Below are 21,006 nucleotides of genomic sequence, written 5' to 3'. Positions count from 1 at the left end.
TTAGAACACAGCTTTGTTAAAACAGCCTACATTAAAGGTGTGATTCGAATATCTGAGATTTGCGCTTCGTTCTTTTCACCCTCAATACCACCAGCGTAGATGTAGGCTTCATTCGATGTGAGGTAACTCATATTGAAGTGGTCCTTCAGCGCGATCTGATAGGTTTTCCCCTGCTCCAACGCCACTTCAATTGGCGTTGAGTACCGCATACCTTGGTTTTCACCAATATGGCCCATCTGCAAGTAACCTTGGCCAACCACCTTACCTGCATCATCCAATACCTCTAACAATTTCACGGTGTTCGTGATGCCAGTATTAAGTTGCCCTAGGTTATTGTTGTACCAAGCATCGAACTGGTAAGTGCTCGTTACAGGCGCTGTAAACGACTCTGCACCTTTTACGACGCCGCTGTCTTTGCTCACCGTAACCACTGAGACATTATCTTTGAGTGGCTGATATTCGCCATCAAGTTTGATGCGGATCTCTTCACCGACACAAACAGGTTGGCTTGGGTTAGAACGGAAGCCTTTATCGTTAATGCTTTCAGCCAAATAACAAGCAAAACCTGTTGGCGTATCGGAATAAGATTGAGCAATCACGTTCTTTTGAATCAGCTCGCCATTGCGATACAAGTTCACGTTGTACTTACTCGTCACGTCAATCGAAACCGAATTATCAACGCTTTTTACCACCAATGTTGGCTCTTGCGGAGAATAAACGCGACTATCTTCACTTGCGTACGGTTTCACACCAGAAACTAAAGTAATGCTGCTATCTACATTCACAAGCGCGCCCAATGTCACGTGGAAATGCCCCTCTTCGTCCATTGTGACATTTTCAACTGGGTAGTAACCTGTGTCATCTTTGCTTACTTCAGGCAAGTAAATGGTTACCGAGTAGTTCTTTCCTTTGAAGGCAAAGTTTTCCAACGTGATTTGTTCAGACTGAGCCAACAAGTTATTGCGCACCCAACTTGTGATAAACGGCTTCACTTCCAACTTGCCCGTTTCGGTATGGATGCCGAATAGGGTCTCTACCACCATGTTCAAGTAGCCACCCACAGACCAAAGCTGACGCTGAGAGTTAATAACTGGGCCATCCATGCTTGGATCTTCACCATGATCACTATGGATGATGAATGACTTACCAGAAAGCCACTCTAAGTTTTCCATGTTGGATAAATTAGTTGCCGTACCACGAACCAACGATTGAATGGCATTGTTCGCTGCTGCCACATTTTGTGTTTGATGCGCGGCGCGCAAGCTGTACGCGGTAACAAATGGCCAAATTGCGCGATTATGGTACACAGGCACGTCCGGTTGTTGAGGGAAGTAAACCGGCACGCCAAACTCACTGTGTGGGTAATTGGCCATGATTTGTTTCGCCTGCGCATCACTTGCCACGCCACTGATGATCGCCAACGCTTCGCCCAACATATCGTATTTGTCGACCGCGATGTCTTTGCCATTGTCAAACAAATAGCTTACGTACATACCGCGTTCGGCATTCCAAAACTGCTCGTTGATAGCGGTTTTTAACTGCTCAGCCCACTCGGTGTATTTGACCGCGTTGGTTGAATCGTACTTCTCTGCCAACTTAGCCGCGAGCTGAATCGCGCGGTAGTGAACCACGTTTGTCGATAACGCTTTGCTGCTACCAATCGCATTGACATCGTTTGGCGTCCACGTTGAGTAAGTTTGCTCACGCCAGTCGAGGAATGATTGCTCACCAGTGTATAAACCGGATTTCGCATCAAAAGCCGCCAGGCGATCGGCTTCAAGTGTATTACTGATAGCGTTATATGCGCGCTCGGCAAACTGGTTGTACTCTTCCCCATTCAATGCCGAAAGTAAGCGTTCTGCACCAAGCGCCCAAGTCGTGCGGTCGGTACTGATTGGCCAGCTGCCGCCAGTGCCCGTATCTTGCACAATCTGCTCGCCATCATATTGCTGATCGGTCGTGTCGCGAAAAGCGGACAATTTGAAATTCAAACCATTTTGCACGCGAGTTGGATTCATCAATGCAAGCGAAAGGTCTGCTGCGTACGCCAAATCACGCGTCCATACGTAATGCCACTTCGCGCCCGTTTCAAAAACTTCCGCTTTGATTGGGTTGTTGTAGTTGTAATTGCCGTCTTTGATTTCAGAAACAGCAAGCTGGCCTAGCTCTTTCATCGTCAATGCAAACAACGCGTCAAACGCGACATCACCCGACACCACTCGCGGCCCTGTTTGCTCATTAATCACTAAGCCTTGGTCGAGCGCATCACGCAATTCTGTCGTCGTTGAAATACCAAATTCACGCAGTTCAGCTTTAGGATCTTTCACCGAGAAAATCACGGTATCACTCGAGCCATCGTAATTGGCGAACAGTTTCACTTCTTTGCTCTGATGCCCTTCATGCACCATTGCAGGGTCGAGAATCGCATCAGAGTAGTATTTTTCCGCTTCTTCTTGCGTTGCTTTCGTCACAGTCATTGTCGCGCGACTTTCATCGGCAAAGCTCACAGAAAACTTGTAATACCCTTTGTCTTCAAACGTGATCTCAGAGTTGCAGTCATCGTTCATACACGCTTCATTCGTGTCTGGTTTTGGCAGGTACTCCTGAGCTTTATCGAACGCCGCGGGCTCCTCAAAGTAGGTGTATTGGATCTGCCAACCCGGATCAGCAATCTTGAACTGATTGCTACCTCGAGCGACGCGCAGTACGGTTTCGTACTCGTTATTACCCAAATAGTTTAGCTTGGCATGCTCTGCCGTGCCCCAATCCCCATTTAAACCACGTAAATATAAGTCGGCTGAAATAATTGGTTTGTCGACTGACACTGGCGCATCAGAGGAATCTGACCCACATCCAGCAAGACCAATACAAGACGCGACAGCAAGCGCAATAAAACTCGGTTTCATGTTCATCCCTTAGATTGTTGTTTTGGCGACAGTCTAAAGAACACCTTTTTGAGGGGAAAATAGGAAGTCAGGAGCGAGCTATAGATAACATCTATACGTCAGACCCCAACAGTGATGTAGATCTATGAAATGCGCATAATTTCAATCAAATGAGATTACAGATTTGTGATTTATAAATGAAATTGTGCAAAATACCCCTCGTTCTTAGAGGGGAAAGAAAATGGACAAATCTCTGCAGCAATTTTTACTGGTTGCACGCTGCCAAAGCATCAGCGCTGCGGCAAGAATGGCAGGGTTAAGCCAGCCAACGGTAACAAGCAATTTAAAGAAGCTGGAAGAGAATCTCGGCGTGACGCTGTTTGAACGTCACCCTAATGGCATGGTATTGACCGAATACGGACGCATCCTCTATCGCCATAGCAACGCGATGCAGCATGAATACAACCAAATGATGCAAAGCATTGATGAACGGAAACAATACCAAGTCGGAAAAATTAAAATGGGTACTGGCGATGCGTGGTGGCCGCTGTTCGTCCAAAAAGCACTCAATGACCATCTGACCAAGCAGCCTTCGGCATCTGCGCACGTCGAATTTGGCAACCACTTAGGCTTGATGGATTCATTAATCAACGAACAGATTGAATTCTTCATCGGCCACGAGATTGTCGGATTGTCGTCTAAATGCGATGTTACGTTTATTCCGCTATTTCAAACGGTTGATGCCTATTTTGTTTCCCCAAACCACCCACTTCTAGGGAAAACCGTCACCGAAGATATGCTGCACGAATACCCAGCTCTTTCGGTCACTTATGATGCTAAGAAATTCGCTCACGTCATCGATAACCCAATCCCGAAGCAAAATGAACGCGAAAGGCAGCAACTGGATGACAGACCGACTTACGAAGTGGATTCTCTGCTCGCCAGTATTGATGTACTGAAAGAAAGCGTCGCGGTGATGTCTTATACCCGCCACCTCAAACCGTATTTGGAATCCTTTGGCTTACGATGCTTAACCATGGAAAACGAACCAAACCCTGGCACCGTCGGGATTTATCGCCACCGCAGAGAAACCTCTGAATCACATCTAGATCTGATTGCTGGCATCACTCAGCGCGCTAAATTGCTCAACTAGAAAGTCCAAAAACAGGCGAACTCTTTTCGGTTGATATTGACGGCTTTGATAAATGACATGCAGATCCGCTTCAGCGCCTTGCGAAAAGGCGCTGAAGTTTTTCATATACCCATCCAAAACCGTTACTAAACGTTGTTTTTTGAGGTCTTGCTGAATATCTAAAATCGATTTCAACGCAATCCCCGCACCGTCCAACGCCCATTGTCGAATCACTTCACCATCATCAGAAAATCGCTTTGGCGTGACCGTGATCGATTGGTGAGACTCTTCATCTTTAAAGTGCCACGTTTTTAATTCTTCATTGCTGCGCACCATGGCTAAGCAGCGATGGTCCGCGAGATCTTGTGGACAGTTTGGGACACCTTGCTTCGCCAAATAATCAGGTGACGCGCACAGCACGCGTTGACTCGACGCCAGCCTGCGCGAAATGAGATTACTGTCCGCTAACTCACCGTAACGAATCACTAAATCGAGCCCCGATTCAGCCAAGTTCGATAAATTGTCATTAAGGTAAAGATAAGGCGTCACATCCGGATATTGCTCAGAAAAAGCCGACACCATCGGCGAAATAATTTGTTTGCCAATATCTCGTGGAGCTGAAATTTTCAACGTTCCGCGCACTTCCGAAATACCCGTTTGCAGCAAGTTTTCCGTCTCTTTCACGCTATCAATGATGTTCAGACAAGCTTGATGGTACATTGCCCCTGCGTCCGTAAGTGATACGTGGCGTGTGCTTCGGTTGAGCAGCTTTACGCCATAGCGTTCTTCTATCGCTTGCAGCCTTGCCGTTACCGTCGCCGGAGACAAACCCAACTCCCTTCCCGCCGCTGCCAGACCTTGATGTTTAACGATGCTGACAAACAACGTCATATCCGAAAACTTATCCACCTTCGCGCCCTTATTATTTGGAAAAACTGAATAATCAATTCAGATATAACCCAATTATCAAATTAAGTCGAATCCATATACTGACCCTATCAACATTGTTTAGACCCAGAACGTTATGTGACAGGGCAAAGTTAAACGCCGTAACGCTGTATTCGGCGTCACTGTGTTCAACGCACAACAACACGCCCTGCCCAGCCAAGAGATAGGAAACAAAAAATGAAACTGTACATTTATGAACATTGCCCCTTTAGCGCCCGCGTCCGTTTTGTTGCAGGCATGCTGAATATTCAGCTCGACGTCATCAACATTGCTTATGACGACGAGAGCACTACCACAAACATCATCGGCGCAAAACAAGTTCCTCTTTTGATCAAAGACGATGGCGAAGCGATGGCGGAAAGCTTAGACATCATCAACTACTTCCTTGAATTGGCATCTTCCAATGAAAGCAGCCAACCCTCAGCACCGGTTTTAGACTGGCAAAAACAGGCGTTTTTACCGCTACAAAAAGTCGGGTATCCGCGTTGGTCAAACATGACGTTACCGGAATTTGCAACAGAAACCTCTAAACAAGCATGGCGTGCAAAAAAAGAAACCGAAGCATTAAATTTTGAAGCCTTGATTAACGATACACCTGCGATTGCGAAAGAAGTCGCCGCTTTGATAGAACAAACCAAATCCTTGCTCAACCTAAGTTCAGAAAAGCAAACGTCACTGGTTGATCAGGCCATTATTTTCTCCATTCTACGCGGCTTTTTCAGTGCGCCCGAAGTGCAATGGGATCCAGCCGTACTTCATTGGATGGCAACCGCTCGTAAAGCGACCAACGTGCCAGTACTTATCTAAGGAGCGCAACATGAAACAAAGAACAAATAAGCTGTTTGAACCAGCTCAACTGAAATCGTTGTCACTACAAAACCGTATTGTCATGGCACCAATGACTCGCGCACGCACCACTCAGCCGGGCAACATCCCGAACGAGATGATGGCAACGTATTATCAACAGCGCGCTTCTGCCGGGCTGATCATTTCCGAAGCCACACAAATTTCGGACGATTCTCAAGGCTATTCGTTCACACCTGGCGTTTACACCGATGCGCAAGTGGCGGGCTGGCAGGGTGTGACCCAAGCGGTCAAATCACAAGGCTCAGCGATGTTTTGTCAGCTATGGCATGTGGGCAGAGTGTCTCACCCAACATTCCAAAATGGTGAACAGCCTATCGCACCATCTGCGCTCGCTCCGGTAGAGACGCAAGTTTGGATTGCAGATGGACAAGGCAACGGCAATATGGTCGATTGTGTTGAGCCTCGCGCCATGACACAAGCGGATATCAACCGAGTTGTCGGTGATTTCGCGAACGCAGCCAAACGCGCCATTGAATCGGGTTTTGATGGTGTAGAAATCCACGGCGGGAATGGGTATCTGATCGATCAGTTCATAAGAACCAACTCAAACCATCGAATAGACAACTACGGCGGTTCACGAGAAAATCGTATCCGTTTTCTTATCGAAGTAGTGGATGCAGTTATCGCCGCTATTGGTGCGCATCGAGTTGGGGTGAGATTGGCACCATTCATTACCTTTAAAGATATGGACTGCCCAGATATCGTGCCAACGATCTTAGAGGCATCAAAACAGCTACAGGAGCGCGACATTGCCTACTTGCACTTGTCCGAGGCCGATTGGGCCGATGCACCAACGATTCCAGAGACGTTCCGAATCGAACTTAGAAAGCGCTTTCGCAACGCTATCATTGTCGCAGGTCGCTACAATCCTCAACGAGCAAACGAAGTGTTAGAGAAAGGCTACGCGGATCTTGTCGCATTCGGACGACCATTCGTAGCAAACCCAGACTTGGTCTCTCGATTGCAACATCACCATCCGTTGGCAGAACTCGATGGCTCAACGTTGTTTGGCGGAAACGAACGAGGCTACACCGATTACCCTGCTCTGCAACAGGAATGCGCAGAACAGGCCTAACAAAAAAGCCCCAACCTAGCTGCTACGGTTGGGGCTGTCACCAAACTAAAATTGGTTTTAGCTAGCTAAATCTGACTAAGAGTTAAATCACTTCTAACGCGCCGCTGCGCCAAGGTTCGATAACCACTTTGATGTGGTCATTTGGCGTCATTAACTGTCTAAACGCGTCTTCGACACCGTCGATTCCCACTTTGGCGGTGAGCATTTTCTGCCAAGGAAACTTGTGTTCGGCAATCGCTTGTAGGCATTGCTCAAACTCGTGCGGTTGGTAGTAGTAAGAGAATCTCAAGTCGAGCTCTTTTACCGTCGCGTACGCGTAGTTAATGATTGCGGGTGTCGTATGGATACCCGAGATGACGATTCGCGCTCGGGCAGGAGCGCGGCGCAGAAAATCGTCAATCAAGGTATGCTTGCCAACACACTCATAAATGACCAGGCGTGAATTCATCGCGTACTGTGCCCCGACGGCGATCTCGTCTTCCTTGGTCGGGTGATCAATCGATTTGCGCCAAACTCACTAGCAAGTTGCAGTTTCTCTTCCTGAAGATCGACCGCAAGAATATTGCTCACACCACGTTGTTTCAGTGCAGCAATCACCGCCAGCCTTATAGGGCCGCAACCGACAACCAGCGCTGTTTCTTCCGTCTCGATTTCACTGCGATTGACCGCGTGCAAACCGACCGCCAGTGGTTCGGTTAATGCCGCCGCCTCAGACGGCATTCCGTCTGGGACAGGTAGCAATAACGCTTCATCAAGCAGGAAGTACTCAGAGTACGCGCCATAAGTACCCGGAGTAACACCAACGCCCGCGCCATTTTGACTGAGCAACATCGGCACTGAGGTGACTCGGCTACCAACGGACAACGTTTGCTGCGTACCGGCACCGTATTCGACAATTTCCGCACAGAACTCGTGCCCTAACATCACTTGAGCGTGCTCACCGGCTTCATCAGGTATCAACCCGAGCTGGTGGAATACATCAAATACCTCATCCGCGTGTCGAGTAATGTGAAGGTCGGAGCCACAAATGCCACAGGCAAGGCTGCGAACCAACACTTGTCCCGCTGCAGGTTTGGGGATTTCGACTTGCTTCAGGCGGACACTACCATCCTGCATTATGATACTGTTCATCTGTTGCATGGGGTTACTCCGCTAGCTCATCGCTTAGGCCAGCAATCGCACCCGGTTTGATGTAGCGCGCGGTGAAGCCTTGTGCTTTCGCTGTTGCAATAACAACTTGCTCAATCCAACCTGCATCCATGATGTTGATGAAGTTACCCTCGTCGTCAAAGTTAATGTTCGCACCTTGGATCACCATAAAGCCATCTGCACCACCCGACTCTTCTGGACAGTGAAAGGTATGAATCGAACCGCCCGGCTCATATAAGTAGCTACCAGAAGTTTGGACTTGATCTGGGTACTCAATGTAGTGCCAAGCGCCACTCAGCGTATAGAAATGCACCACGCCAGTGTGGAAGTGCTTAGGCAGAGTGATACCCGGTTTGAATTTGGCACGAATCACCCAAGTACCGTTTTCTGGGTCAAGAAACAACGGGTAAACATCAACACCCGGTAACGCGTCTTTGATGAGCGACTCCTCATTGGTATTAAGAGTTAATAAGAAATCTTGGTGCTGAATAACTTCTGGTAATGACATAACTTACATCCTCGCTATTGCTGTAATGTGGCGTACTCGCCTATCCCATAAGTGGGTACTTAAAATTCTCGAAACCGTCAGATGCGCTGATGGTACAACCGTTGATACAGTTGGCTTTCTCGCTGACCAGAAACGCCACCACATCAGCAATCTCTTCTGGTTGTGTGAAGTTTTGACGCATCTGTTCTTTGCGGATGTGGTCCCACAGGCCAATCTCTTCGTATTGCCTTAACATAGGAGTATCAACGCGTCCCGGAGCGACAGCGCAAACACGAATACCCAATGGTGCGAGTTCTAATGCGGCGCATTTGGTCATCATATCGACTGCGGCTTTACTGACGTTGTAGGTAAAGGTCATCTCAGACGCCATTCGTGCGTAAACAGAAGAAGTATTGAGGATCACGCCCGGCGTGCCTTGCGCTTGGAATTGTCTTCCAGAGGCAAGAATGCCGTAGTAAACGCCATTTTGGTTGACCTTAGAGATCGGCTCAAAATCGGCAATTGGGTCGTGGTCAAGCAGAGGTTTCGGCGCGCCAATGCCTGCGTTGTTGACCATGATGTCAAGCGAGCCAAACTGTTCGACCGCACACTTCACCATAGCTTCAACTTGTTGGTAATCGGTGACGTCCGCGACAAAGGTTCCCAACTGCTTTGGGTCAAAACTTGTGTACATTTGCAGTGATTGTTCTGAAATATCGACAGCAAGCACTTTGGCTCCTTGCTCTCTCAGCTTTGCAATGATGGCTTGGCCAATTCCACCAGCTGCCCCAGTCACAATGGCCGTTTTATTGATAAGTTCCATACACCTTCTCATCCATGCGTTGTTGTTATCAAAATGTAACCTAGATCAACTCACTGACACTCACTTGACCTTTTGCGAAGTAAATTTGATACATTGCGATTTACAACCTGTTAACATTTAAAAATCGAGACATGTATATCGTACGAAGTGGCGCTGCCGATAAATTTGATAGCTTGGTTTCCGAACTGGGGCTGAATCCGGTTGAAATTATGGCTGCCGTCGGGCTGTCTGCGGCGCAATTTCGCGATCCCGATACCTATCTCGCTTATCCAAGGCTGGCGGAATTGCTGGAGGAAGCGGCTGCTCGTTGTCAGCAACCGTTGTTTGGTGCGTTACTCGCCGAGCGCCAAAACCTACAGAGCTTGGGAGACTTGCCAATGCTGGTTTCCCGGGCGCAAACGGTCGGTGAAGCCTTGGCGCGGGTGAATGATTTTCTCTATCTGCATTCGTCAGGGGTCACTCTCAACATGACGCCACAAGATGATTGGGTACGGTTGTCGCTCAATATTGATGTGCACAGCGAACGAGGTATCGCGCAGTTGATGCAGCTCAGTGTGTCGCATCTGGCGATGTTTATTGCCAGTCTGCTTGATATTGAAGCAAGTCACTTCTCTTTACACCTCACCCAACACGCGAGCTTTGAGACAGAACAGAGCGAATTTGCCCAGCAGAGCAAACTGCGTTTCGGCGATAAGTTTGACGGTATCCTACTTAAAGCGACTCTGCTTAACGCTAAGAACCACCAAGATGAAGACGCACTAGAGCGCCATTTTCAACAGCACCTCAAAGAGCTGCAAACCCGTTACCCCAACAATCTCAGTGACCAAGCAGCAAACATGATTGGCCGTCTGCTCTCAACCGGAGAATGCAGCGTTGAGCGCGTTGCAAGAGCATTGGATCTGCATCCGAGAATGCTGCAAAACAAGCTGAAACAACAGGGCACAAATTATCGGCAGCTTTTACAACAAGTGCGTCAGGATTTCGCCGAACAGCGATTGCATGAGAATATTCAGAGTATTACCGATATCGCGTTGCAACTGGGCTATGCAGAAACTGCGGTCTTCAGCCGCCACTTTCGTCGCTGGACGGGAAAATCGCCAAGGCAATGGCGACAAGAAAAAACTCAGTTACAAACGTTTAAGCCCATCAGTTAAAAGCATAAATAACCTATCATTCAAACCAAAAAGTGTGAGGTGGGAGGGTTGGTATCGAGAATTTCAGCAATCACAGATAACCCGTGTTTGATGTAGCCTCGGTTTGTTTCTGCTCCCAAGCTGATTCGCACGTAAGGCATTGGCTGATTAGTATCGAGAACAAACGGTTTATATCCCGTGATCTGCACCCCTGAACGCTTTGCCGAAGCAACCAGGTCATCGCTATTCCACTGCTCGGGTAGTCTCAACCAAATGTGCTGTCCATTCGGGTGCGAGCTATAAACATGCCCTTCTAAAGCGGCTTTTGCTATTCGCTGTCGCTTAGCAAACTCATTGACTTGAAAGCGAATAAGTCGATTTAACGTACCGTTCTCGATCCACAAATGAGCGACTTCAAATGGTAAGGGAGTCGCAGACCAACTCGTTGCCGCTAAACGACCAATCGCGTGCTGCAAAAAATGACGTGGGACCGTCAGATAGCCAGTGCGCATGCCTGGCGCTACAACTTTGGTTAAACTGGTGACATAGAAAGCTTGTTCGGGTAACAATGTGGCAAGGGGTGGGACACGGTTAGGTTCTAGTGCTCCATACACGTCATCTTCAATGACATAGATGTCGTATTGCTGCGCAATATTCGCTATCGCCTCTCGGCGTTCAACATCCATATGCGCACTAGTCGGGTTAGCCATGCTCGGTGTGCAACACAATACCTTGATTGGTTTGTGTTTACATGCCCATTCAAATGCATCCGGCGTTATACCAAACTCATCCATTTCAAGTGGTTGCAACTTAAATCCAAGCATTCTCGAGCGAGAGATCAAGCCATGATCAACCAAGTGACCACAAGCAACTAAATCACCGTGTTCAACAACTGTGCTTAAAGCCAACGTTAAACCATGGCATGCACCATTTGTGAGTAATATTTGATCGGCACCCACATCCAGCCCTTGGCTACTTAGAAATCGTACTCCTGACTCAATATGATGAGGCTGACCTGTTACCGGCTTTGCTTTACTGATCAAACCACGATTGTTTGTTTGCCCAGCAATCTCCATTAACGCCTGATTAAAAAGCGTAATGTGGCGATCGGTCACCACTGGATGTGCAATCGACATATCAATTTCATCCGGCGTTTCTTTCATCTCTTGTGTCAGCATGAACTCCGTGTCCGTACTTTCATCCACAAAACCTGATTTGACAAAAGTACCATTCCCAACCCAAGACTCGATCGCCCCTTTTTTCTCTGCATAACCATATGCATGGCTCACCGTTTGTACGCTGACGCCAATTTGCTCTGCAAACTCACGATGTGTGGGTAATCGAGTTCCCGGTTTTAGATAACCACTGCGGACACATTCGACAAGATAGTTACCAATGGAGATGTATTTAGCGGTGCCTGGCCGAATGATCGGGTTCAAAGAAATTGTCATGACACAATATTTTAATTGATTCATTTTTAACGCTCATTGTAACTTCCATTTAACAAATGGCGAACTTTAACTCACAAAACGAGGTGAAATGCACAAAAATAAACCACAATTGTAATGATTGACATGAAATGTATGGGTTAAACAAACATGTTAAACAGCATCGTTCAATCCAAATACAACCCCAGAGGTAAATTGCAATCATTTTTAACGCAGATCTGGCTAGCTGGTAGAAGGTAGAAATACCTCAGCGTCTCCGAAGGCCCATAAGGCGTCGGATTTCTAACAAGGAGAAAATATGAGAGGCGTTGCTTTGCATTTTACACTGGATGAGTTCCAGGATCGGTTAACGAAAGTTCGGCAATCGATGGAAGAAAGAGAATTGGATGTCCTTATCATTCATGACCCTTCTAACATGGCGTGGCTGACAGGCTATGATGGGTGGTCTTTTTACGTGCCACAATGTGTCGTTGTTGGTCCATCTGATGAACCCGTTTGGTTTGGACGCTGCCAAGATGCCAACGGAGCATACAGGACTGCGTATATGTCGGCAGAAAACATCACCTACTATCCAGACCATTATGTAATGAATCCGCCGCTACACCCGATGGATTTCCTGGTCGAAGCCGTACTGGCTCCGCGCCTTTGGGATCGTGGTCGTATCGGTGTAGAAAAAGATAACTATTACTTTAGCGCCACCGCTTACGAATCACTCACTACGCACCTACCGAATGCTCAACTTCTCGATGCAACTGGACTAGTCAACTGGTGCCGCGCCGTTAAATCCGATCAAGAACTGGCATACATGTACCGTGCCGCTCGCATTGTTGAAAACATGCACCGTGTCGCGTTCGACATGATTGAACCAGGATTACCGAAACACCACCTTGTTGCCGAGATTAACCGCCAAGCCGTGCTCGGGCACGAAGACCACTTTGGCGATTACACCGCGATTGTGCCGCTTTTGCCATCAGGTTCTGATGCTTCCGCACCTCACCTGACTTGGGATGACAGACCCTTCAAGAAAGGCGAAGGGACGTTTTTTGAAATCGCAGGGGCGCACCGCCGTTACCATTGCCCACTCTCACGCACTATTTTTCTTGGCGAGCCTGACGACAAGTTTAAACGAGCCGACGAAGCCCTAACTCTAGGACTTGAAGCGGGCTTGAAAGTGGCAAAGCCCGGAAATACCTGCGCCGACATCGCCAATGCACTAAACCAGGTTCTCGATAAAGCGGGATTCTCACGCGAAGGTGCCCGTTGTGGCTACCCAATAGGTTTGAGCTACCCACCAGATTGGGGGGAACGAACCATGAGTTTGCGAGACACCGATAAAACCATCTTGAGAGAAGGCATGACATTCCATTTTATGCCGGGGCTGTGGTTCAAAGATTGGGGGTTAGAAACAACGGAAAGTATCGTCATTACCCATGATGGAGCAAAAACATTGTGTGATTTTCCACGCCACTTATTTGTTAAACACTAATTTTTCAAACCTTAAGCTCTGTTGAGCCAGGTCTGAGAACTAAAAGGACTTGATATGCAAAAAAGCTCGATCACAGCCACCATAGACTTTGACCGAGAAGGTGTACAGCACGGCTTTTTAACGCTGCCCTATTCACATGACGACTCCGCTTGGGGCAGTATTATGATACCTATCACCGTGATCAAAAATGGTCACGGACCAACCGCACTGCTTACTGGCGGTAATCACGGAGACGAATACGAAGGCATCACCAGCCTGCTAAAATTGGCAAACTCGCTGCAAGCAGAGCAAATACAAGGTCGCGTCATTATTGTGCCAATGATGAACTTACCTGCGGTACAAAATGCCTCACGTACGTCGTTTATCGATAAAGGGAATTTAAATCGCAGCTTTCCCGGCAATCCCATAGGCACAGTGACTGAGAAAATTGCGGATTATTTTACTCGTTACCTAGTTCCTAAGTGCGATTTTGCGTTAGACATTCACTCAGGTGGTAAAACGTTAGATATCGTGCCGTTCGCCGCTGCCCATCGTCTCGACAATCTCGATCAAGAAGAAGCCTGCATATTAGGTGCAAAACTGTTTGGCGCACCTTACACCATGATCTTGCTCGAAATGGACGCCACCAGCCTGTATGACACTGCCGTGGAGTCTCAGGGAAAAATCTTTGTTACCACCGAACTAAGAGGAGGCGGAACCAGCACTCCAGAAACCATCGCTTATTCCGACCGTGGCATTCGCAACTTCTTACGCTTCTCAGGCAACTTGCCCGGTGACTACGAACAACCAACCCAACCAACTAAGTTATTAGATATGCCTGATGCAAGTTGTTATGTGCAAAGCCAACACCACGGCATCACAGAATACTTATTTGATCTTGGCGATACCGTCAAAAAGGGCGATGTATTAGTGAGAATCTTCTCGACCGAGCGCACAGGTACCGCCCCCGTTGAGTACAAGTCACAGCTCAATGGTATTTTCGCGGCGCGTCGTTTTCCTGCTATGGTGAATATCGGTGACACTATCGCAGTTATAGCCGAAGACTGCGGCGAGATAGGCTGATTGAAAAACCAACTAAAGAAATCAAAACAAATGGCATACCAGAAGCAAACTGGAAAGCACCTTATAACAGCGACCAGTCATCAGCCTTTATGAAATGATTAGTATTCAACAGGGAGACTCATAATGCGCCTCGATCGCTACGACGTAAAAATTCTACAAATACTTCATGATAATGGTCGTATCACCAAATCTCACCTTGCCGAGGCCATCAACCTATCCGTGAGCCCTTGCTGGGAGCGCGTCAAAAAACTGGAAGAAGCAGGCATCATTGAAGGTTACGGAGCAAAAGTAAATACCGATATTTTGTTCAAACGAACGTCGGTTATGGTTGAAGTTACGCTCAAAGAACACAACGCCCAAGCGTTCAAACGCTTCGAGCAACTGGTTCAACATTCACCAGAAGTCACTGATTGCTATGCCACGGGCGGTGGTATCGATTACATCCTTAAAATTCAGTCAGAAGATATCGACCAATATCAGCGGCTTATCGACAACTGGTTAGACTCAGATGTGGGCATTGAGCGCTACTTTACTTACATTGTGACAAAAACAATCAAACGTGATGCGGGCACATTCGAAGTAAACCAAAACGCTTTGTTATAAAAGGGAAAATGCGTATCAGGCGTGAACAGAAAAAACACCATATTTAACGGCACTAAAAAGAAAGTTCTGACGTTTTAAACCTCGGTATCAGAAATTATTTCGGTCACTTCTCCATTACAGTTTCATTATGGACAACGATGCTGGGAGAAGGACTCATGACAGCACTGCACAGCTTACACGCTGAAGAATTAAAAGCCTCGCACGACATGATGGCGATAATGAAAGACGTACGTTTGGTGAGAGGTTTAGCGTACGTGAATGGCAAATGGGTAAGTGGTGATCAATTTCATCCGGTGGATAATCCAGCAGATGGCACGGTCATCGGTTACATCACTAAGCTATCTCAGCAACAACTCTATCAAGCGATTGATGAAGCCGACCAAGCCTTTCGTCAATGGCGAAAAATGCAAGCAGAAGAGCGCGCTGAAATTCTCATGCGTTGGCACGACCTGATTCTAGAATCAAAGCAAGACCTTGCTCATTTGATGGTGATGGAGCAAGGAAAAACACTAGGTGATGCTGTAGGTGAGATTGACTACGGCGCATCCTTTGTTCGTTGGTTTGCCGAAGAAGCACGCCGCTGTTATGGCGAAACCATCCCAAGTCATATTCCGAATGCGCAGCTATCAACGGTACGCGAGCCAATTGGTGTCGCAGCACTGATTACGCCATGGAACTTTCCTAATGCCATGATCACACGCAAAGCCGCAGCCGCACTAGCAATAGGCTGTCCGGTGCTCATTAAGCCAGCCAGTGAAACGCCTTTTTCTGCGTTAGCGTTGGCAGAGTTAGCAGATCGAGCTGGCTTTCCACCTGGTGTGTTTAACGTGATCACTGGCGATGCGGTGATGGTGTCACAAACCTTGTGTCACTCCGATAAAGTCAAAGCGCTCTCGTTCACAGGCTCAACTCGAGTAGGCAAACTATTGCTACGCGACGCGGCACAAACCGTGAAGAAGTGCAGTATGGAACTCGGTGGTAACGCCCCTTTCATCGTGCTGCCAGATATGGATGTCGAGCAAGCAGCCAAAGCCGCCGTGGATGCGAAGTTTCAAACCGCAGGACAAGACTGCTTGGCCGCAAACCGTATTTTCGTCCCTAACGATAAGTACGAAGCGTTTTTGGAAGCATTTGCCAAAGAAATGAGCCACATCGTTTTGGGCAATGGCTTAGACGAAAAAACCACCATGGGACCACTTATTAATCGCACTGCGGTGGATAAAGCGCATGATTTGGTGCGTGACGCGCTCGACAAAGGCGCGCGATTGGTAGCGGGATACCACCAGCCCGTACCAGGCGAAAACTTCTTCGCGCCGACATTGCTAGCCGATGTAACCCCTGAAATGGCGGTGTATCGCGAAGAGAATTTTTGTCCTGTGGCAGGCGTATTGCCTTACCAAGACTTAGATACCGTGATTGAAATGAGCAACGACACTGAATACGGCTTAGCTGCCTATGTTTATGGTCACGATATCCACCAAATTTGGCACTGCATGCGCGGTTTGGAGTTTGGCATGGTGAGCGTGAACTCCGTCAAAATGACAGGGCACCCTATCCCATTCGGCGGCGTGAAACAGTCTGGTCTTGGACGAGAAGGAAGCCGTCACGGATTTGAAGAATACAGCGAAATCAAATACTGCTGCTTAGGCGCTTTACCAACCGTCAGTGGCAGTTGAGACACGAAATATGGATATCCAATTATTCGAGGAGAAGGATCATGAGTAACAAAACCCAACAACTTTTAGAGATCGATCGTCAGAGAGTATTTCATGCCTCAACCCACCTAAAGCAGTATGCGGCCGGGGAGCTTCCGGGAAGAATTATCTCGAGCGGAAGCGGAATACGCATCACCGATTCAGAAGGCATCGAGCTGATAGACGGCTTTGCCGGGTTGTATTGTGTAAACATTGGCTATGGCAGGACCGAAATGGCCGATGCGATTTATGAGCAAGCCAAAGAACTGGCGTACTACCACACGTACGTCGGTCATACGAACGAAGCGCTCGTGACACTGTCAGATCGCATCATCAAAATGGCGCCTGAAGGCATGAGCAAAGTTTACTACGGCATGTCAGGCAGCGACGCGAACGAAACTCAACTTAAGTTGGTATGGTATTACAACAATGCTCGTGGTCTACCAGAGAAGAAAAAAATCATTTCGCGTGACCGCGGCTACCATGGTTCAAGTATCGCGTCCGGTTCAATGACAGGTTTGCCGCTGTTCCACGCCCATTTTGATTTACCACTTGAGCGTATCAAACACACCATCGCGCCATATTATTATCGCCGTGAAGACGAGAGTATGTCTGAGCTCGAATTCTCTCAATATTGCGCAGATCAACTCGAAGCGATGATCTTGGAAGAAGGCCCAGAAACGGTAGCAGCAATGATTGCAGAACCAGTGCTCGGTACTGGCGGTATTGTGCCACCACCAGCAGGGTACTGGCAGGCGATTCGCAAAGTGCTCGACAAATACGATGTGCTCTTGATTGCGGATGAAGTGGTGTGTGGCTTTGGTCGCCTCGGCTCCGATTTTGGCTCACTCCATTACGACATGAAACCGGATCTCATCACGGTAGCGAAAGGGTTAACCTCAGCGTATCAACCGCTGTCTGGCGTGATCGTCGGTGAACGAGTTTGGAGTGTGCTAGAAAACGGCACGGACCAATGGGGCGCTATCGGACACGGTTATACCTACTCTGGTCACCCAATGGGAGCGGCAGCCGCGAACTGCAACCTCGATATCATTGAACGTGAAGGCTTAGTGCAAAACGCGGCCGAAGTCGGCGCTTACTTGCAGCAACGTATGGCAGAGACGTTTAACGATCATCCATTAGTCGGTGATACTCGTGGCGTTGGCTTGTTGCATGCGTTGGAGTTTTCTTCAGACAAGCTCCGCCGTGCACACTTTGATCCAAACTTGAAAGTAGGCCCGCAAATCGCGGCTGCCTGTTTAGAGCAAGGCTTAATCGCTCGCGCCATGCCACATGGTGACATCCTCGGATTTGCTCCACCGCTTATCGCGAACCGTAACGATATAGACACCATTGTCGACAAAGCGCATCAAGCGGTAAACAAAGTGATGGATAACCTTGTCACATCTAAACAGTGGCAGCCATAACCCACCTAGATTTCAGTAACGCTCGCGGGCTTTGGAGAAGGCCCGCTTTGCACTTTCCATTAAAGAGATAACAAGCCAACCAAACATTTTAGACCCATAGAAAGCACTATTATTTACTACAAGTGGCAATAGTGGGTAAAATGCCCAAAATTGCGCACTAACTGGATAAAACATGGCAAAACTTACCCTTCAAGAACAAATGCTGAAAGCTGGCTTAGTTAATGAAAAGAAACTAAAGAAAGCGAAGAAAGGCTCTAAAAAATCACGCGTTCAAGCACGCGAAGTAAAAGCGGCGGTTGAAGAGAATAAACGCCAACAGTTAGAGCGTGATAAACAATTGAGCGAGCAGCAAAATGCTGAGCGACTAAACAAAGAGATCAAAGCGCAGATCAATCAATTGATTGAGATGAACAAGATCGACTTAAAAGATGGCGACATCAAATACAACTTCACTCACGGTACGCTAGTGAAATCACTTTATGTAGATTCACTTATCCGCGAGCAGTTGATCAAAGGTATTTTGGCAATCGCAATTGTTGGTGAAAGCTATGTTGTCATTCCACGTGGAGTAGCGAATAAAATTGCTCAACGTGATGAGTCCGTCATCATCGAACAAAAAGAACCTGAATCGGACATTCCAGCAGAAGACGATCCATACGCAGATTTCGTCGTGCCTGACGATTTGATGTGGTAACAATAAATTAATCGATGCATCAACGAAAAGAGCCGCTAATGTAACATCAGCGGCTTTTTTACAGAAAAATAATCTACAGAGATGATGTTTTGTTATTGCTTACTTAGTAGCAAATTCGCCCCTGATGCAGCTAAAAACAACGAACATCCGCGATTGAAACGTTTCGCCATTTTGGGGTTTGAAAACCAGTGTCTCAAGTACAAACCAAAGATGGCATAGATTGAAATGGCGACCATTTCTAATATCAAAAACGTGGAGCCAAGGGCAAAAAACTGCTCTTGAACGTTGGCATTGGCATCAACAAATTGCGGCAAGAATGCAGTAAAAATAAGAATCGCTTTCGGGTTGCCAGCAGCAAGAGTAAATTCTTGCTTCGCAAGTCCTGCGTAATTGCGCGAATTGTCCAAGTCAGAGATCGGGCTGGACTCTTAACGCCAAAGGTTAAACGCAATCCACAGTAGATACAGCGCTCCTACCAACTTTATTGCCAAAAATAGCATTTCTGACGTATACAAAATCACAGCCAGACCTGATGCAGACAACGCAATCATCGCTGAAAAAGCAGCAATTCTGCCTAAACTGGCCGTAAACGCGGCCCTAAAGCCGTAACAACGCGCATTATTCATTGCCAATAAATTGTTTGGGCCTGGAGCCATATTTAGAGCGAAGCAAGCAGGAATAAAAAGGAGAAGCTGCCAAATATCCATAATAAAATGGTCTTAGTGAGTGATTTTGATCGGTACCCTAACATCTGTTAATAAAGTGAGTAAACCACAAACCGATCTTAAAGCAACTCAGCATCAAATCGTGCCGTGCGAGCTTGAACTAACGTGCAGTTCGTTTCAGCCATCAGCTCAGCTAAGGTGATGTTTGGGTTTTGTCTCACCAAACGTATCAACTTCACGTCCAAAGGTTCCAATTTGTCTTGGTGAGCAAGTAGAGCTTGTTCGATCTTGTTGATCGCAAATCGCATCGTCTCTGCTTCTTCGTTTTTGAGATGCTCTAAAAACGCTTTTACATCCAAAGCCTCGCCCGAGATTTGCCAGTGACGAGATCGTCTAATTCGCTTAAGATCGCACTGTTTTTCTGCTGCGAGTGTTTTCGCTCGCTTGGCATGGTCGCCCCCAATACGGTGAATCAAGGATGGGAGCGAAATCGTAATCTTCGTTTCTTTCATGGCTTTTTCTTTCATCGCCTTAGCCCTCAACCACCGACACATTCTCGCCAACCCAAGCCAACAACTGTTTTGCCGCTTTGGACAACACCTGATTTTGACGCACGATGTAGCCGAAATCAGTGTTTGGAAAACTTGGCAAAGGCGTAACTTCACGAGAAAGCTTTAATCTCGGATCGAGCGAGAAATCCGGCACAATAGCAGTCCCAAATCCCGCTTCCGCCCAGTCGATTTGTGCTTCCACACTGCCCACTTCCATCACGCGATGCTTAGGCAGATTTAGCTCAGGTAAAGACGCATCAATCAGCTCTCGGGTTCGAGTATCGTGCCCTAGTAGAATCAGCGTCTGGCTCTCTTTTCGATTGTCTTGCCACTCAAAAATGTTATCGCCAAACGCACACCAGTGAATTTGCGTGAGAGGCGTAAAATGCAGCGGTTGACTCTCTTTTTGTGCGATAACAAAGCCGATATCGGCACGCGCACTTTTCACCAAATCCACCGCTTGAGAAGATGTGGTGTTGAACAATGCCAAGTCGATCCCCGGATATTCACTTTTGAATTGCTGAAATGGTTTGATAAGCAGTAAACGTGAAACAATATCGCTCGCCGCAATAGAAAGCGTCCCCTGCGTAAGATCGTTGATGGCATTGAGATCTGACTGACAAATTTGCAGCTCATTGAGCATCCGCTGCGCAGTAGCTAACAAACGCTTCCCCGCTTGCGTCAACTGCACGGGATTTCGCTCAATCAATTTCGTGCGCGTGGCTTGCTCCAACTGCTTGATATGCAAACTTACGTTCGGCTGCGTCATGTGCAGTTCCGTCGCTGTTTTACCAAAGTGTTTTACCTCTGCAAGAGTTACGAAGGTTCGCAGCCAGTTCAAATCTAACATTGCCAATTCCGATATGAGATTCTTATC

17 protein-coding genes and 2 pseudogenes are annotated in these 21,006 nt (G+C 47.5%); 10 read left to right on the top strand and 9 right to left on the bottom strand.

What is annotated here, in order from left to right; genetic code table 11:
- Positions 1-26: 26 nt before the first annotated feature.
- Positions 27-2,906: an MGH1-like glycoside hydrolase domain-containing protein gene (locus tag R7Z50_RS01120; RefSeq protein WP_318148811.1), complete on the bottom strand. Its 2,880-nt coding sequence runs from the start codon at positions 2,904-2,906 to the stop codon at positions 27-29.
- 220 nt (positions 2,907-3,126) lie between these two features.
- Here R7Z50_RS01120 and R7Z50_RS01115 point away from each other — a divergent pair, with 220 nt between their 5' ends.
- Positions 3,127-4,038: a LysR family transcriptional regulator gene (locus tag R7Z50_RS01115; RefSeq protein WP_206970374.1), complete on the top strand. Its 912-nt coding sequence runs from the start codon at positions 3,127-3,129 to the stop codon at positions 4,036-4,038.
- Here R7Z50_RS01115 and R7Z50_RS01110 read toward each other — a convergent pair.
- Positions 3,991-4,926, bottom strand: a complete 936-nt coding sequence (locus R7Z50_RS01110; RefSeq protein ID WP_136976622.1) for a LysR family transcriptional regulator — start codon at positions 4,924-4,926, stop codon at positions 3,991-3,993. The genes R7Z50_RS01115 and R7Z50_RS01110 overlap by 48 nt on opposite strands.
- A gap of 216 nt (positions 4,927-5,142) precedes the next feature.
- Here R7Z50_RS01110 and grxB point away from each other — a divergent pair, with 216 nt between their 5' ends.
- Positions 5,143-5,772: a glutaredoxin 2 gene (gene grxB / locus R7Z50_RS01105; protein WP_054576145.1), complete on the top strand. Its 630-nt coding sequence runs from the start codon at positions 5,143-5,145 to the stop codon at positions 5,770-5,772.
- Positions 5,773-5,782: 10 nt separating this feature from the next.
- A complete protein-coding gene (locus R7Z50_RS01100; protein ID WP_318148810.1) occupies positions 5,783-6,907 on the top strand; it encodes an alkene reductase in 1,125 nt (374 codons plus the stop codon).
- 82 nt (positions 6,908-6,989) lie between these two features.
- On the opposite strand, the pseudogene R7Z50_RS01095 reads toward R7Z50_RS01100, so the two are convergent.
- The 3 genes and pseudogenes from R7Z50_RS01095 to R7Z50_RS01085 all read right to left on the bottom strand — a co-directional run bounded on the left by R7Z50_RS01095 (position 6,990) and on the right by R7Z50_RS01085 (position 9,366).
- A pseudogene (locus R7Z50_RS01095) lies at positions 6,990-8,047 on the bottom strand (zinc-binding dehydrogenase).
- 4 nt (positions 8,048-8,051) lie between these two features.
- Positions 8,052-8,564 carry a 2,4'-dihydroxyacetophenone dioxygenase family protein gene (locus tag R7Z50_RS01090; RefSeq protein WP_104976255.1) on the bottom strand — a complete coding sequence of 171 codons (513 nt, stop codon included), beginning with the start codon at positions 8,562-8,564 and terminating at the stop codon, positions 8,052-8,054.
- 40 nt (positions 8,565-8,604) lie between these two features.
- A complete protein-coding gene (locus R7Z50_RS01085) occupies positions 8,605-9,366 on the bottom strand; it encodes an SDR family NAD(P)-dependent oxidoreductase (RefSeq protein ID WP_064354539.1) in 762 nt (253 codons plus the stop codon).
- Between the two features lie 131 nt (positions 9,367-9,497).
- Here R7Z50_RS01085 and R7Z50_RS01080 point away from each other — a divergent pair, with 131 nt between their 5' ends.
- Positions 9,498-10,520 (top strand): helix-turn-helix domain-containing protein, encoded by a 1,023-nt coding sequence (locus R7Z50_RS01080; protein WP_206970377.1) that lies wholly within the window; start codon positions 9,498-9,500, stop codon positions 10,518-10,520.
- 20 nt (positions 10,521-10,540) lie between these two features.
- On the opposite strand, the gene R7Z50_RS01075 is transcribed toward R7Z50_RS01080, so the two are convergent.
- Positions 10,541-11,974 (bottom strand): PLP-dependent aminotransferase family protein, encoded by a 1,434-nt coding sequence (locus R7Z50_RS01075; RefSeq protein ID WP_149192147.1) that lies wholly within the window; start codon positions 11,972-11,974, stop codon positions 10,541-10,543.
- A gap of 271 nt (positions 11,975-12,245) precedes the next feature.
- Here R7Z50_RS01075 and doeA point away from each other — a divergent pair, with 271 nt between their 5' ends.
- The 6 genes from doeA (at position 12,246) to R7Z50_RS01045 (ending at position 18,913) form a co-directional block, all read left to right on the top strand.
- Positions 12,246-13,433, top strand: coding sequence for an ectoine hydrolase DoeA (doeA, locus tag R7Z50_RS01070; protein ID WP_005373780.1), 1,188 nt, complete (start codon positions 12,246-12,248; stop codon positions 13,431-13,433).
- Between the two features lie 54 nt (positions 13,434-13,487).
- A complete protein-coding gene (doeB, locus tag R7Z50_RS01065) occupies positions 13,488-14,495 on the top strand; it encodes a N(2)-acetyl-L-2,4-diaminobutanoate deacetylase DoeB (protein ID WP_005387043.1) in 1,008 nt (335 codons plus the stop codon).
- Between the two features lie 123 nt (positions 14,496-14,618).
- Entirely contained in the window at positions 14,619-15,098 is a 480-nt protein-coding gene (locus R7Z50_RS01060) for an Lrp/AsnC family transcriptional regulator (protein ID WP_005387046.1), read from the top strand.
- Between the two features lie 155 nt (positions 15,099-15,253).
- Complete coding sequence (locus R7Z50_RS01055) at positions 15,254-16,774, top strand: NAD-dependent succinate-semialdehyde dehydrogenase (protein WP_213907754.1); 1,521 nt, start codon at positions 15,254-15,256, stop codon at positions 16,772-16,774.
- A gap of 41 nt (positions 16,775-16,815) precedes the next feature.
- Complete coding sequence (locus R7Z50_RS01050; RefSeq protein ID WP_053304591.1) at positions 16,816-18,219, top strand: aspartate aminotransferase family protein; 1,404 nt, start codon at positions 16,816-16,818, stop codon at positions 18,217-18,219.
- 172 nt (positions 18,220-18,391) lie between these two features.
- A complete protein-coding gene (locus tag R7Z50_RS01045) occupies positions 18,392-18,913 on the top strand; it encodes a DUF2058 domain-containing protein (protein WP_017633576.1) in 522 nt (173 codons plus the stop codon).
- Between the two features lie 92 nt (positions 18,914-19,005).
- Here R7Z50_RS01045 and R7Z50_RS01040 read toward each other — a convergent pair.
- The 3 genes and pseudogenes from R7Z50_RS01040 to R7Z50_RS01030 all read right to left on the bottom strand — a co-directional run bounded on the left by R7Z50_RS01040 (position 19,006) and on the right by R7Z50_RS01030 (position 20,979).
- A pseudogene (locus R7Z50_RS01040) lies at positions 19,006-19,620 on the bottom strand (LysE family translocator).
- Positions 19,621-19,697: 77 nt separating this feature from the next.
- Positions 19,698-20,090: a ribosome recycling factor family protein gene (locus R7Z50_RS01035; protein ID WP_017819813.1), complete on the bottom strand. Its 393-nt coding sequence runs from the start codon at positions 20,088-20,090 to the stop codon at positions 19,698-19,700.
- Positions 20,091-20,109: 19 nt separating this feature from the next.
- On the bottom strand, positions 20,110-20,979 hold the full coding sequence (locus R7Z50_RS01030) for a LysR family transcriptional regulator (RefSeq protein ID WP_005373812.1): 870 nt from the start codon (positions 20,977-20,979) through the stop codon (positions 20,110-20,112).
- Positions 20,980-21,006 lie beyond the last annotated feature (27 nt).

The organism is Vibrio sp. 1249-1 (assembly GCF_033340495.1).
The sequence above is the reverse complement of the archived record's forward strand: the minus strand, read 5'-3'. Positions and strand labels throughout refer to the sequence as shown.

Bases quoted from the DNA above. Each gene is read 5' to 3' on its own strand.
- R7Z50_RS01050 (WP_053304591.1), top strand. From the start codon at position 16,816: ATGAGTAACAAAACCCAACAACTTTTAGAGATCGATCGTCAGAGAGTA.
- R7Z50_RS01075 (WP_149192147.1), bottom strand. From the start codon at position 11,974: ATGAATCAATTAAAATATTGTGTCATGACAATTTCTTTGAACCCGATC.
- R7Z50_RS01055 (WP_213907754.1), top strand. From the start codon at position 15,254: ATGACAGCACTGCACAGCTTACACGCTGAAGAATTAAAAGCCTCGCAC.
- R7Z50_RS01120 (WP_318148811.1), bottom strand. From the start codon at position 2,906: ATGAAACCGAGTTTTATTGCGCTTGCTGTCGCGTCTTGTATTGGTCTT.
- grxB (WP_054576145.1), top strand. From the start codon at position 5,143: ATGAAACTGTACATTTATGAACATTGCCCCTTTAGCGCCCGCGTCCGT.
- R7Z50_RS01060 (WP_005387046.1), top strand. From the start codon at position 14,619: ATGCGCCTCGATCGCTACGACGTAAAAATTCTACAAATACTTCATGAT.
- doeB (WP_005387043.1), top strand. From the start codon at position 13,488: ATGCAAAAAAGCTCGATCACAGCCACCATAGACTTTGACCGAGAAGGT.
- R7Z50_RS01090 (WP_104976255.1), bottom strand. From the start codon at position 8,564: ATGTCATTACCAGAAGTTATTCAGCACCAAGATTTCTTATTAACTCTT.
- doeA (WP_005373780.1), top strand. From the start codon at position 12,246: ATGAGAGGCGTTGCTTTGCATTTTACACTGGATGAGTTCCAGGATCGG.
- R7Z50_RS01085 (WP_064354539.1), bottom strand. From the start codon at position 9,366: ATGGAACTTATCAATAAAACGGCCATTGTGACTGGGGCAGCTGGTGGA.
- R7Z50_RS01045 (WP_017633576.1), top strand. From the start codon at position 18,392: ATGGCAAAACTTACCCTTCAAGAACAAATGCTGAAAGCTGGCTTAGTT.
- R7Z50_RS01080 (WP_206970377.1), top strand. From the start codon at position 9,498: ATGTATATCGTACGAAGTGGCGCTGCCGATAAATTTGATAGCTTGGTT.
- R7Z50_RS01030 (WP_005373812.1), bottom strand. From the start codon at position 20,979: ATGTTAGATTTGAACTGGCTGCGAACCTTCGTAACTCTTGCAGAGGTA.
- R7Z50_RS01035 (WP_017819813.1), bottom strand. From the start codon at position 20,090: ATGAAAGAAACGAAGATTACGATTTCGCTCCCATCCTTGATTCACCGT.
- R7Z50_RS01115 (WP_206970374.1), top strand. From the start codon at position 3,127: ATGGACAAATCTCTGCAGCAATTTTTACTGGTTGCACGCTGCCAAAGC.
- R7Z50_RS01100 (WP_318148810.1), top strand. From the start codon at position 5,783: ATGAAACAAAGAACAAATAAGCTGTTTGAACCAGCTCAACTGAAATCG.